Genomic DNA, 12572 nt, shown 5'->3' with positions numbered 1-12572 from the left:
CATGCACAACAGGATGTGCGCGCGCACCCGATCGGTGGTGCGATGGTGGATCGGCGCCACCTCGACCGGCCCCTGCAGCCACTTGGCTACCGTGTTGCGCGACAGCCCCGTGATGCGCGCAATCTCGCGCGCCGACTTCTTGCCCCGGCTGTGCAGGCGCCGGATTCTTCCAACCATGTCCATGGTGATCACACTCCTCAAACCCGGCTGCACAAAAAGGCAGCAGGGTAGGTGAAACACCTGGCTCAGTTTTCGGTCGGCACGACCCTCAGAAGTGGCTCAGTTTTCGTTCGGCGCCGACACATGTTGTAGCCGTGGTGAAGCCGTGCACGTCCACCAGGTCCTGGTAGATCGCCATGGCGTTGCGCTTGAGGTTCAGCTGCTCCTCGACGAACCCGCGCCCGGGCTCGCACGCCAACGTGTGGGCCGGTGGCCGGGGTGGGGGAGTTTGCTCGGCCGCCGAGGCAGCGCTCGCTGGCAGCGAGCCGGTGGCCCACCCCGGGGGAATTTGCCGGCGCGAACCTGCGCTGATACCCGAGGATGGTCTTGCGGTCGATCCCGGTGACCCGGGCGATCTCTCGCTGGCCCTTGCCCAGCACCAGCAGCGTCTGGATGGTGGTTTGGCTTCAAGACGTTCAACTCCGCGACCTCCGCGCGCTCGGGAGGTCAGTTCACGGCCTGTCCAAAGGGAGCCGGCGGCGCCGGCTTACAACCCTCTCCCGATCAATTCAGGTGGAGGAGTTTGAGGTGACCATGGGTGGGGAAAGTTGGGTGGCCGTCCGGGTCCCCGGCGAGCAACAGAACAACTGACTAAACCACTCGGAATTGATTGGTGCGCGCCTCGATGTCGAAGAGCAGGCCCTGGGAACTGCGACACTGCGACGCCAAGTGCAGCAACCAGACCGCCGCCGTCCACCTAGACAACGTTCGTCGTTTGTACTAACATTGCGGCAATTGATCTAACACTGCACCATGGTCGCTACTGCCTCTTCCCCCACCACCCGGTCCGCCCGGCTGGGCCTGCGCGCGACGCCTGAACAGGAAGTCGTACTGCGCCGCGCCGCCGAGGTCGCGCACAAGTCGCTGACCGACTTCATCCTGGACAGCGCCTGCTTGGCCGCTGAGCAAACCCTGCTGGATCAGCGTCTGTTCATGGCCTCTGGCAGCCAGTACCAGGCTTTGATGGACCTGCTGGAACGGCCCGAGCAGCCCAACGACGGCTTGCGCGACCTGTTCAGCCGCAAAGCGCCCTGGGATGCGAAGTGAGCCTGCGGGGGCCGGAGTCGCTGGGGGCGCAACATCGGCTGGAAGGTTTCGACTGCGGCAAGCCCGCGCTGAATGACTGGCTGCTGCGCCACGCCCGGCAGGCCCAAGGCAGTGGCTCGGCCAAGACCTTCGTGGTAGCCGATGACGATCGCGTGGCCGGCTACTTCAGCCTGACCGTAGGCCAAGTCGACACCCTGGATGCTCCCGAGCGCGTGCGCAAGGGGATGGGCCAGTACCCCGTGCCGGTGGTGATCCTGGCGCGCCTGGCGGTGGACACGAAAGATCAGGGACGGGGCATCGGCTTCGGCCTGCTGCAGGAGGCGATCCGCCGCACGATGCTGATTGCCGAGCAGGCTGGCATCCGGGCGATGCTGACCCACCCCATCGACACGGAGGCGACGAAGTTCTACACCCGCTTCGGCTTCATCGCCTCGCCGTTGCGAGAGCAGCAGTTGCTGCTGCTCCTCAAGGACGCCCGTCGCTGGGTACGCTGAATCATGGCATCGCATCCCTCCCCGACTTCACCCCGCTGACGGGCCGACGCTGGGACTCGATCCCTGCCGACATCCGCCAGCGCCCACTGGCCAATGTCTGGTGCGCCCACTGGCCGCCACGAGGTGACCATCCCGTAGTCAAGCAGCGGCCCCCTGCGCAGGCCTCAGGCGGCGAATTCGCGGGCTCCGATCACAGCGCCTGCCTGCACCCTCACCAAGATCACCGCAGGCCAGTCGACACCAGAAACTTGCCCTCGCCGCACGGCACCCTCGGCACCTGCGAGATCCCTACGATGAGCACCTCCTTGTTTCCTGATTGGCAGGACGGGCACTGAGCCAACCGCCCGACACTTTTTAGCGGAAAGTCATCGCCGCCAGGCGCACTTGCAGCGCCTAGAGTATTCCTCAGACGCAGCGCAGGAGCCGCCCGATGAGCCAGATGCAGACCGCGACCAGGCCGCCCATGGTGGACGCTCAGCCGGCGGTGTTCGTCCGCATGGCCGCGGTCGTGCGCATGACCGGACTCGGCCGCTCCACGATCTACCGCTTGATGGCCGAGGACAAGTTCCCATCGCCCGTACGCCTCGCCAAACGGGCTATCGCGTGGCGTCGAATCGATCTCGAACAGTGGAGCGCTGGGCGCCCCACGGTTTCTCACTGAGACAGCTTCAAGATCGCACCGATCAACAAGATCGACGCCAGCACCTTTCCCCAGCGCCAGGTCGTGAACCAGTAACGGTGGTTCAACCACAGAGCGCGATGCAAGCGCCCCACGCCCAACAGCACCGCGATGGCCGTGCCGAACGGCCCGATCAAGCCCACTGGCTGCGGCGCGTGGCGGATCAACAGCACCCACATCACCGGCCACATGACCGCATCGACGGCCGCGAGCATTCGCCGGCCGGGCCAGTCAGGCGCGTCCGGCCGGGGTTCGCGAGCAACCAGCAACCACATAGCTCCTCCGATCAGGATCGCGTGAGTGGGTTCACTGCGCCCACGCTCCATAGTTTGATTACACCCCGCTATCATTCCTCGACAACGGATCACGGCGGAACATCTTGCTAATGGAAAGGACTAAGTTATGAACGACACGGCAACGTTTGGTAAGCGCCGTCCTCCCCAATCGTTGCCTTGAATCACGCCCTGCATAAGAACCTCGACTACCATTTAGGTCCGAAAACCACCTGCCCTGTTTTCCGAGGGAGCCGGATTCGGCTGTTGATCCCTCGGCGCTGGGTGTGCTGTCAAGCGGGCTTCTGCCCCGCATTCGTCGGTCGCCGTGCGACACCGACCGCGCCGCGAACAAGCGCGGGCGCAAGGGCACCGTGGAATAGCCGGGAGGTGCCCGCTGCAGGCGGGAAGGCACCGGTCTATGCCGCGAAAGGCCCTTGCGAAGGCGCGCGCGGTGCTACGGTTCGCACACCGAGCGGCCGCTGAACGCGGGGCCACTCGACATCACAGCCGAGGCCAGGATGGACACGCACGAGATGACGTGCCCTTACGAAGTTTGCGCCCCGAGGCTACATACGAACGCTTACTAAATTCATTGACGTCGCGATGGACAGTGCAACATCACTTGGGTACTTCTACACCCTGTGTAGAAGCCCGTGCACTGCGGGCCACCACAAGCCGCTTGTCCGAGCGGATCGTGCAGTCCCTTTCAACGCTTTGAGCAGGTATGCGCCGTTCCCACGAGGCGCCAGCCGCAGCCGCTGCGGCATCGAAGGCGCCGGATTTGTTGGATGAACGTCGTCACGCGACGAATAGACGCTCGCCTGGGCCTATCCAAGCGAGGACCATCCCGTGAACCGCGTGAAACGCCCTGGCCTGCCACGGCGTGTCGCGCCGGGAGACTCCATGGGGACGGCGACAAACGGGGCAGTGCCTACCGGCGCTCGAACCCTGAGCGCCGAAGGCCGAAGGGGATTGGTCCTGTTCTTCCTACAACGGGTTTCGGGAGGTCTCTATGTCGAACGAGAAGATATTCCCCGGTGCGGGCTGCGAACGCAGCAGGCCGTTCAGTTCGCAGACGCCGAGCACTTCAAGCAATGGTGCGACAACGACCCCATCCGGTTTGAGCACCCGCTACTCCACATCAACCTCAAGCGCGACGCCGATGATCTCTGGCAAAGCGTCGCCCCTTGCGATAGCGCCGGCAACGCCTGAGCGTCCGGCGTTGCCGGACATCGTGGCGGCAAGCGACTACGCCGCACGGATCGCGGGCGTGGCTGAACGCATCGCCGAAGCGAAGGACCAAGCCACGGCCCTCGCACTACTGAGAGAAGGCGTCAGCGCGCTCGGGGCGGAAAGCGCCGTCTTCGTGAGTTTCATTCGAGACAACGCCGACCTGTCCGCCTGCCGCTTTATGCTGGTCTGCGGTCCAGGCTGGTGCCAGCGCTACCTCGATGCCGGCTTCTTCTTCCACGACCCATGGTTGGCCTATGCAGCCCACAACTCGGAGCCGATTCCGGCCAGTTCGCTACCGGTCCCGGACCCCGAGGGCCAGCGGGTCATCGCGCTGGCCATGCACAACGGCTTTGCATCCGCCGCCCTGGTGCCAGCGCACTCCGGCGCAGGCCACTCGCGGATCAGCCTGCTGTGCCTGGGCTCCGCCACACCGGGATTCTTCGAGGACGAGGGATTCGGACGCTTCAGGCTGGGTGCCCGGCTGCTTGCGGCCGAATTGCACGACTGGTGGCTGGCCAGAATTCGGCGTGAGCTGATCGTCAAGGCCCGCATCACGCCGGCCGAACTGGAATTGCTGCGCCACGAGCGCCAGGGCCACAGCAGCAAGCGCATCGCGGCAGAGCTACACGTCAGCAAGAGCTCAATCAACTCCCGATTCCAGCGCATGAACATGAAGCTGGGCGTTCCTAACCGTCGACTGGCTGCGCGGCTCGCCATCGAGTGCGGCCTGCTAATTGGCTAGTGCACACGTTCGAAGTCCTGAGTCGCCTGGACACGGCGACTGTCAACATCCGACCAAGCTCGCTCGCGATGTCGTCAGGCGGTGTCGCGACCGAGGGCATCATCAGGGGACGGACCCTGGCCGTCTTCCCGGGACAGACGACGATATTTCGTCGCATTGCTGCGAAGTCGGCCTGGCACCCGAAATCGGGTGCCAGGCCCGCACCGCAAGCGCCAGTCGTTCCGGCCTGAGCGAGTCGGCTACCAGTGGCGCGAGGCCATTCGGCTTGGCCAAGCGCTGCACGAGGCGGGCGGCATGGCGTCGGTCGAGGTGGTCCGTCAATACGCTGGCGACCAGGCCGGCACGTCCTCGGAGGACCAGCTCCTTCCAACGCGCAAGCACGCGACCATCCGGCGGCGACTCCAACGCGGCAATCGCGTCGATCGCAGCGAACGGTGAAGCCCAGGCAGACTCGTCTTCGAGCCACCGCTCAACGCGCTCCGCGAGCGGCACTTCCAGCGTAGCCGTAGGCGCAGCGCCCAGAGCAACGGCCATCGATCCTGGCAGCCGCAGATCGCCGACTTGGGAGTCGACATCACCCACCCAGATGGGCTTGCGCGGGTCAAAGCTGCGAAGGCGCTGCAGCAGCTGACTCTCGAACCACGCCTGCGAGGGCTGCTGCGCGAAATGAAATGCGATCGAACCGCGGCGGCGAACCATCAGCGCTTCGACGTTGAGCACCTGATGGCCAACAGTCGCCAGCGCGTTCAGGACGCGGTCCGTTTCGCCCCCCAGTGATGTGGCGATCACACGGAAGGCCATCATCCTTGGCAGGACCTCCATGCCCGCCTCCACCCAGCGGCGATAGTTGATCCATCCTCCTGGGAGAACATCGACGGTCCAGCCGCGCCAGCGAAGTGCTCGGGCCACGGGCAGGCTGTCGAGTCCGCCGCGACCGCAGTAGACCAGAATGGCCTTGTCGAACTTCAAAGGTGAGACCAAATCCGCGAGCGCGGCCGGCAACTCACCGTCTGACGCGCTGTCCTGCGCCACCAGCGCTCGGGATCGATCGTCGATCACCCCGGGCACCAAGGGCCCCTGGTTCACGACGGCTGGCGAGAACTGCACGGCATCCGGGATGTGGTCGTCCTCGTATTCCTCCCGTGTTCGCACGTCGATGACAAGTGCGTAGTGCGAGAAGTCCTGCACCTCGATCGCATGTGGATGGAAAACCCCGCCAATGGATTCGATCCGCGGAGGCCCGCTCGGCTTGCGTGCGCGAGCTGATGATTCTCGGCCCGAAGTCATCGCGTGAAGTGGTGGGTGATGAACCTAGAGTTTCAACACGGGGCGCGGTGGTGCCCCCTGACACGAAGCCCTCGGTTGCCTCTACCTCAGGTCCCGCCATGAAGGAAAACGCCACTCTAGACCGGCCCCGCCCCTCTGCCAAGCAGGGCATCCTGGCGCGGTACGCCGCCATCTTGCTGGCCCTTGCCGCGCTCCTCGCTGCCAGCGCGCCAGCCCGCGCGGTGGATGGCTGCCAGGTGCTGCTTTGCTTTGCCGCCCCAAACTGGCGCGCCATCCCGCAGTGCGTGCCGCCGATCACGCAGGTGCTGCGCGACCTGGCGCGCGGCAAGCCGTTCCCGACTTGCAGCATGACCGGCGGCGGAAACTCCGCCAGCCACGCCTGGGCCAGCGCCTCCAGCTACTGCCCGCCCCAGTACACGCGGGTCTTCGACGGCGAGAGCGGGCCGATCTACTCCTGCGAATACACCGGCGCGGTCTCCGTCTCGGTCAACGGCGCGCCCTTCGCCCGCACCTGGTGGAAGATTGCTGGTGACACGGTCACCGAGTTCAGTCCTGCCGCGAAGGCACAGCTTGGCACCTGGGATACGCGCTTCGACGAGGACTACGCCGCATGGCTTTCCGCGCTGCCGCCGCCGGCCTCGCCGACCGAGTCCGGCTACTGAGGCATCGGACCATGGATACCTCTGTTTTACTCGCGTTGGCATTGGCCTGTGCACCCCAGGTGCACCCCGACACCACGCGCGCTCTCGTCAGCGTCGAGAGCGCCTTCAACCCTTGGGCCATAGGGGTGGTGGGCGGCGCACTGGTGCGGCAGCCGCGACATGCGGCAGAAGCCTTGGCCACGGCTCGCGCCCTGCAAGCCGCCGGCTGGAACTTCAGCGTCGGCCTCGGGCAGATCAACGTCAGCAACTTCGAGCGCCTGGGGTTGACGCTTGAAACGGCCTTCGAGCCCTGCACCAACCTCGCAGCGATGCAGATCGTGCTGGCCGATTGCTTCCACCGGGCACGCGCACCAATCACGACCCCTCCAGTCGATCAGGCAGCACTGCGACAGGCCCTGTCCTGCTACTACAGCGGAAACTTCGCCACCGGCTTCCGCCACGGCTACGTGCGCAAGGTCGTGGCCGCCGCGGGCATCGCTGCGCGCCCTGTTCCCGCTGTCCATCCGAAGGAAAAGGTATGAGACGCCTCGCATCGATCCGCCGCGCAGCGCTGGCACTGGCAGCCCTGATGCCGGCCATGGTGTCGCAAGCGGCGCAGGCCCAGGGCTTCGACAAGATCAACACCACGGTCACCAACGTCAACGCCATCCTGGTGACTATCTCGATCGCAGTGGTCACGATCGCCATCATCTGGGCCGGCTTCAAGATGATCTTCCAGGGCGCCCGTCTGGCCGACGTGGCGAACGTGCTGATCGGCGGCACGCTGATCGGCGGCGCCGCCGCCTTCGCCAGCTACATCGTCACCTGACGCAGCCGGAGGCAACATGCAAGGCGAAGCCATCTACAAGGGCGCCACGCGCCCGGCCATGAAGCTGGGCGTCCCGCTCGTGCCGCTGGTGGTGCTGTTCGGCACCGGCATGCTGTTGATCCTGTGGGGCGGCATCCTGGTGAGCGGGTGGATCGCCCTCGGCGTCGTGGTGGCCTTCGTGCCGGCGCTGCTGTGGATGCGCTTCGTGACCGCCAAGGACGACCAGCGCTTCCGTCAGATGTTCGTCGCCCTGAAGTTGCGCCTGCACGACCGCAACCGCCGCTTCTGGCACGCGCGCAGCTACGCACCCACCCTCTACCGGGGAGCCCGCGATGCTTGGCATATTTAATGCCAACGGCGCCGACACGAGGCATGGCCGGGGCATTTTTCGCCCACGGCATTGGGCCCAAGCCCAGGCCGAGAACGCGCTGGCCTGCTTCATCCCGTTCTCCTCACTGGTCAGCCCACACGACGTGATCACGCGCGGTGGCGACTACCTGCGCGTCTGGCGGCTCGAGGGCGTGGCCTTCGAATGCGCCGACGAGCATCAGATCGGCGAGCGGCACGAGGCCCTGTGCAGCCTGCTGCGCAACCTCGCCGGCGGCCAGTGGGCAGTGTGGACGCACCGCCTGCACCGGGTCGTCAGCGACAAGCTGCAAGACCCCGCGGAGCCCGGCTTCGCGCGCGACCTGTCCCGCGCCTACCAGGCCAGGATTGGCGAGCGTCGGATGATGAGCACCGAGCTGTACCTCACGCTGGTCTACCGGCCCACCGTTTCCCGCGTGGGTCGTGCGCTGCAATCGACGCAGCGCACGCACGCCGCCATCGCCGAAGCGCAAGCCGAAGCCCTGCGGATCATGGAAGAACGCACCGCACTGGTCGGCCGGGTGCTGCGCGGCTTCGGCCCCCAAGTGCTGGGCACGCGGGAACTTCGCGGGCGAATGTACTCCGAAGTGGCCGAATTCCTTGGCTACCTGGTCAACGGCTGCTGGCGGCCGATCCCGATGACGGCGGGGCCCCTGTACCGCACGCTTCCGACGACCCGCCTGTCCTTCGGCGGCGACAAGCTCGAACTGCGCCAGGGCGATCAGCGCCGCTACGCGGCTCTGGTTGACATCAAGGAATACGCCGACGCGGTCGAACCCGGCATTCTCAACGCGTTGCTCTACGAGGCCAGCGAGTTCATCGAAACCCAGAGCTTTTCCATCCTTCCGCGCCGCGAAGCCATGCGCGCACTCGAACTTCAGCGCGACCAGTTGATCGCCAGCGACGACGTGGTGGCCAGCCAGGTCGTCGAGATGGACGTTGCACTGAACGAACTCGGCGATGGCCAGTTCTGCATGGGCGAGTACCACTACAGCCTGGTCGTGTTCGGCGCACAGGGTGAAGACAGCGTGGCCGATGCCGGCCGCCGGGCGGCCCAGGCCATTGGTGCAGTTGGCGAGGCCTCCAGCCTGCAAATGTCGCCGGTCGACCTGGTGGCCGATGCTGCCTGGTTCGCGCAGATGCCGGGCAACTGGCAGTGGCGGCCCCGGGAGTCCAAGCTCAGCTCCCGCGCCTTCGCGGCGCTGTCCAGCGGACACAACTTCGCCCGGGGCAAGCGAGACGGCAATCCCTGGGGCGAGGCGCTGGCCCTGCTGTGCACACCCTCGGGCCAGCCCTTCTACCTGAACCTACACAGCAGCCCCGAAGCCGAAGACTCGGTCGACAAGAAGCTTCCGGGCAATACGCTGATCATCGGCTCGACGGGGGTCGGCAAGACGACGTTGGAGATGTTCCTGCTGACGCTCACGCGCAAGTGGGATCCGGCGCCGCGCCTCGTGCTCTTCGACCTGGATCGCGGCTGCGAGATCGCCATCCGTGCGCTCGGTGGCCGCTACTTCACCCTCGAAGCCGGCAAGCCCACGGGCTGCAACCCGCTGCAGCGGGAGGCAACCCCGGCCCGCATCCAGTTCTGGGAGCAGTTGATTCGCACCTGCGTCGCCACGCCGGCGCTGCCACTGCTGCCGGCCGACGAGCGCGCCATCGCCGATGCGGTCAAGGCCGTGGCCATGATGCCCGCCTCGCTGCGGCGCTTCTCCACCGTGCGGCAGAACCTGCCGAAGTCCGGCGAGAACAGCCTCTTCGAGCGTCTGGGCCGCTGGTGCCAAGGCGGCGCGTTGGGCTGGGTCTTCGACCAGGCCGACGACCGCCTGCTCGATTTGCAGGCGGCCTCGGTCATCGGCTTCGACACCACCGAGTTCCTCGAACTGCCCGAGGTGCGCACGCCGGTGATGATGTACCTGCTGCAGGTCATGGAAGAACTCGTCAACGGCGAGCGGCTGATCTACGTGATCTCCGAATTCTGGAAGGCGCTGGACCACGAGATCTTCAGCGACTTCGCCAAGCAAAAGCAGAAGACGATCCGAAAGCAGAACGGCCTGGGCATCTTCGACACGCAGAGCCCGTCCGACGTACTGAGTCACCCCATCGGCCGCACGATGATCGAGCAGAGCGTTACCAAAATCTTCCTGGCCAATCCGGAGGCGGTGCGCGAGGAATACGTCGACGGATTCGGGCTCAGTCAGGCCGAGTTCGAGATCGTGCGCAGCTTCGGCGCACAAGGCGGCCGCCGCTTCCTGGTGAAGCAAGGCCACGCGAGCGCCATTTGCGAGTTGGACCTCGTGGGCCTCGAGGACTTCATCACCGTGCTCTCGGCCACCACCGACAACGTCGCTCTGCTTGATGTCGTGCGCGAACGGCATGGCAACGATCCGTTTCAATGGCTTCCCGTTCTCCTTCGTGAGGTCCACGATCGCAGGCTTCGTACCTCAAGGAGGGCCGCATGAAGGCCGTTCGTCATCTCCCCGTGCTGGTCGCGCTTGCGCTCGCTGCGACCACCGCCAGCGCCCAGTTCGTCAAGGGCAACGAGGCCGTCAAGGTGATGCCAGATGGAACAAAGAAGGTGGAGACGCCGCCGACCGCCGGGGCACTTCTCGCGAAGCCTTGTCCCGCAGCCACGCCCGGCTGCTCGGGGGGTGGTTGGAAGATGGTCGAGACGCCTGAGGGCCTGATGGAGTGCACCGAGGTCTTCGCGAGACCGACGACGTGCCGGGCGTCAACTTACGGTTCAGAGAAGCGGTCTCGCGTATGGGTGGTGAAGACCGGATCGGAGTGGAAGCACTGCCGGTACCCCGATCTCGGGAAGGGATGCGTGAGCATCAAGAGCTTGCCAATTCCGGCAGTGCAGTAGCGGGAGCCTGCGTCATGTTCACCTGGGTCGGCAATCAGTTCAACACTGTTCTCAGCACATATGTTCTCGGCGTTGTGTCGTCGCTGATGGCAGCGATTGCTCCGATCGCGCTGGCCTGTATGACGATCTGGGTCACTCTCTACGGGTGGGCTGTCCTGCGCAATGAGGTGTCGGAGACCCTCCCAGTGTTCATGTGGAAGGTCTTCAAGATTGGACTCGTCTTGGCCTTCTCCCTTCAGTCAGGCTTCTATATCAGTAATGTGGCAGACAGCGCCAATGCGCTTGCCACTGGCGTAGCAACAACGTTCCTGCCGGCCGCGACCGATCCGATGACGGTGACATCGCCGTATGCGCTTCTCGATGCGTTCAACGACCAGGCCAGCCTTCTGGTTCTCGATCTTCTCAAGGACGCCGGGATCATGCGGCTGGACTTGGTCTTCGCCGCGGTGGTCACGGCCTTTGGCAATGTCATCTTCCTGTGTATTGCGCTCTTCGTGGTCACGCTCGCCAAGGTGTTCCTAACCTTCGTGATTGCTGTTGGCCCGCTGTTCGTTCTCTGCTTGGCGTGGCGGCCCACCGCGCGCTTCTTCGACAGCTGGTTGTCGATGGTTCTCAACTCCGTGGTGCTGACATGGTTCGCATTCTTCGCACTGGGCCTGAGCATCTACATGGGACAGGCCATGGTTCAGGTCATTCAGTCGCAGGGCGGTTTCCTCGGCCCGACTTTCAACGTCGTCGGTGAATCCCTGAAGTACTGCGTCGTCATGATCCTCATGGCCATCATCTGCTTCCAGGCCCCGAGCCTCGCCTCTGCGCTCACCGGCGGTGCCGCAATCCAACAAGGCATCCAGATGATTCAGAACGCCATGATGGTCTCGGGCCTGCGTTCGGCCTCCGCCGCCAGGGGTGCCGGTGCCGCAGGTGCAGCCGGCGGTGTCGTCCGGGCCGGTGCTGGCCTGCCGTATGTGGCGGGCCACGTCACAGGCGCCGCCGCTGCCGCCACTGGCCGAACCGCAGGAACCATGGCCGCCGGTGCCGGCGCCGCAGTTCGCCAGGGTTACGGCGCGGTGCGAACGGCCGCCTACAAACTCGCCGCGCTGCGCGGGCGGGCGTGATCGTCAACCAGCACAGGAGCGTCGCTATGCTCGCACGTCTCAAGGTCGCCGCCGCTGTACTCATCGCCTTCGGCGCCGGCAGCGCCCGCGCCCAGGGCATCCCGGTCATCGATGTCGCCAACCTGGTCCAGACGGTCCAGCAGGTTGTCAACGACATCACGAAGATCAACAACCAGATCCAGCAGATCAGCCAGCTGCAGAATCAGCTCAACAGCATCAATGGAATCCGAAACCTCGGCAACGTCTTCAACAACCCGCGGCTGACGAACTACGTGCCGGCCGAGGCGTACACCTACCTCAACGCCGTCAACACCTCGGGCTACTCCGGCCTGAATGAAACGGCCAAGGCGCTGCGCGACGCGGGGATGGTCTACAACTGCATGGACCTGGCCGGTGACGCTCGCACCAGCTGCCAAGCTTCGCTCGCGCAACCGTACCAGCAGAAAGGCCTGCTGCAGGACGCGATGAAATCGGCCGCGGGTCGCTTGTCGCAGATTCAGTCGCTGATGGGCCAGATCAACGCGACGAGCGACCAGAAAGCGGTGCAGGAGATCCAGGCCCGCATCGGCGCCGAGAACGCGCTACTGGCGCACGAGATGTCCCAGGTGCAAATGCTGCGGGGCATGGCCGACAGCGAGGAGCGCATCGCCCGGTCGCGCGAGCGGGAGCGCCAGTACCAGATGCTTGTCCGCACGGGGAAGGTGGCCGACTACCTCCCGTGAACTCTGAACCGCTGCGTCCTGTACCCAACGAAGATCGCGCGCAGCCCAACTGAGGTC

At 65.2% G+C, this 12572-nt stretch carries 15 protein-coding genes and 1 pseudogene; 12 read left to right on the top strand and 4 right to left on the bottom strand.

What is annotated here, in order from left to right:
• Positions 1-39: 39 nt before the first annotated feature.
• Positions 40-183 (bottom strand): annotated as a pseudogene (locus JJ685_RS08310) (helix-turn-helix domain-containing protein); the annotation flags it as partial.
• A gap of 85 nt (positions 184-268) precedes the next feature.
• Complete coding sequence (locus JJ685_RS30380) at positions 269-418, bottom strand: hypothetical protein (protein WP_201673793.1); 150 nt, start codon at positions 416-418, stop codon at positions 269-271.
• A gap of 554 nt (positions 419-972) precedes the next feature.
• Between JJ685_RS30380 and JJ685_RS08300 the strand changes: the two genes are divergently transcribed.
• The 3 genes from JJ685_RS08300 (at position 973) to JJ685_RS08290 (ending at position 2421) form a co-directional block, all read left to right on the top strand.
• Complete coding sequence (locus JJ685_RS08300) at positions 973-1266, top strand: type II toxin-antitoxin system TacA family antitoxin (protein ID WP_201673792.1); 294 nt, start codon at positions 973-975, stop codon at positions 1264-1266.
• Positions 1263-1760, top strand: coding sequence for a GNAT family N-acetyltransferase (locus JJ685_RS08295; protein ID WP_201673791.1), 498 nt, complete (start codon positions 1263-1265; stop codon positions 1758-1760). Before JJ685_RS08300 ends, JJ685_RS08295 begins: the two co-directional genes overlap by 4 nt.
• 430 nt (positions 1761-2190) lie before the next feature.
• Entirely contained in the window at positions 2191-2421 is a 231-nt protein-coding gene (locus JJ685_RS08290; RefSeq protein WP_201673790.1) for an AlpA family phage regulatory protein, read from the top strand.
• Here the strand turns inward: JJ685_RS08290 and JJ685_RS08285 are convergent.
• The gene (locus JJ685_RS08285) at positions 2415-2714 is read right to left on the bottom strand and encodes a hypothetical protein (protein WP_201673789.1); all 300 of its coding nucleotides are present in this window, start codon (positions 2712-2714) and stop codon (positions 2415-2417) included. The two genes, JJ685_RS08290 and JJ685_RS08285, sit on opposite strands and share 7 nt — an antisense overlap.
• A gap of 1012 nt (positions 2715-3726) precedes the next feature.
• Between JJ685_RS08285 and JJ685_RS08280 the strand changes: the two genes are divergently transcribed.
• Positions 3727-4689: a helix-turn-helix transcriptional regulator gene (locus JJ685_RS08280; RefSeq protein ID WP_201673788.1), complete on the top strand. Its 963-nt coding sequence runs from the start codon at positions 3727-3729 to the stop codon at positions 4687-4689.
• 102 nt (positions 4690-4791) lie between these two features.
• Here JJ685_RS08280 and JJ685_RS08275 read toward each other — a convergent pair whose 3' ends face one another.
• Positions 4792-5877: a rhodanese-like domain-containing protein gene (locus JJ685_RS08275; RefSeq protein ID WP_201673787.1), complete on the bottom strand. Its 1086-nt coding sequence runs from the start codon at positions 5875-5877 to the stop codon at positions 4792-4794.
• A gap of 197 nt (positions 5878-6074) precedes the next feature.
• Here JJ685_RS08275 and JJ685_RS08270 point away from each other — a divergent pair, with 197 nt between their 5' ends.
• From JJ685_RS08270 to JJ685_RS08235, 8 genes are read left to right on the top strand one after another with little or no spacing between them, the layout of a single operon-like run.
• On the top strand, positions 6075-6638 hold the full coding sequence (locus JJ685_RS08270) for a hypothetical protein (RefSeq protein WP_236598843.1): 564 nt from the start codon (positions 6075-6077) through the stop codon (positions 6636-6638).
• A gap of 11 nt (positions 6639-6649) precedes the next feature.
• Positions 6650-7159, top strand: a complete 510-nt coding sequence (locus JJ685_RS08265; protein WP_201673786.1) for a lytic transglycosylase domain-containing protein — start codon at positions 6650-6652, stop codon at positions 7157-7159.
• On the top strand, positions 7156-7446 hold the full coding sequence (locus JJ685_RS08260; protein WP_201673785.1) for a TrbC/VirB2 family protein: 291 nt from the start codon (positions 7156-7158) through the stop codon (positions 7444-7446). The genes JJ685_RS08265 and JJ685_RS08260 overlap by 4 nt, the downstream gene beginning before the upstream one ends.
• 16 nt (positions 7447-7462) lie before the next feature.
• Complete coding sequence (locus JJ685_RS08255; RefSeq protein ID WP_201673784.1) at positions 7463-7795, top strand: type IV secretion system protein VirB3; 333 nt, start codon at positions 7463-7465, stop codon at positions 7793-7795.
• The gene (locus JJ685_RS08250; RefSeq protein ID WP_201673783.1) at positions 7779-10274 is read left to right on the top strand and encodes a VirB4 family type IV secretion/conjugal transfer ATPase; all 2496 of its coding nucleotides are present in this window, start codon (positions 7779-7781) and stop codon (positions 10272-10274) included. The genes JJ685_RS08255 and JJ685_RS08250 overlap by 17 nt, the downstream gene beginning before the upstream one ends.
• Positions 10271-10678 (top strand): hypothetical protein, encoded by a 408-nt coding sequence (locus tag JJ685_RS08245; protein WP_201673782.1) that lies wholly within the window; start codon positions 10271-10273, stop codon positions 10676-10678. The genes JJ685_RS08250 and JJ685_RS08245 overlap by 4 nt, the downstream gene beginning before the upstream one ends.
• Positions 10679-10692: 14 nt before the next feature.
• The gene (locus JJ685_RS08240) at positions 10693-11793 is read left to right on the top strand and encodes a type IV secretion system protein (RefSeq protein WP_201673781.1); all 1101 of its coding nucleotides are present in this window, start codon (positions 10693-10695) and stop codon (positions 11791-11793) included.
• Positions 11794-11819: 26 nt separating this feature from the next.
• The gene (locus JJ685_RS08235) at positions 11820-12515 is read left to right on the top strand and encodes a type IV secretion system protein (protein WP_201673780.1); all 696 of its coding nucleotides are present in this window, start codon (positions 11820-11822) and stop codon (positions 12513-12515) included.
• The last annotated feature ends 57 nt before the right edge of the window (positions 12516-12572 follow it).

This window comes from Ramlibacter monticola (genome assembly GCF_016722785.1).
Lineage (GTDB): Bacteria > Pseudomonadota > Gammaproteobacteria > Burkholderiales > Burkholderiaceae_C > Ramlibacter > Ramlibacter monticola.
The sequence above is the reverse complement of the archived record's forward strand: the minus strand, read 5'-3'. Positions and strand labels throughout refer to the sequence as shown.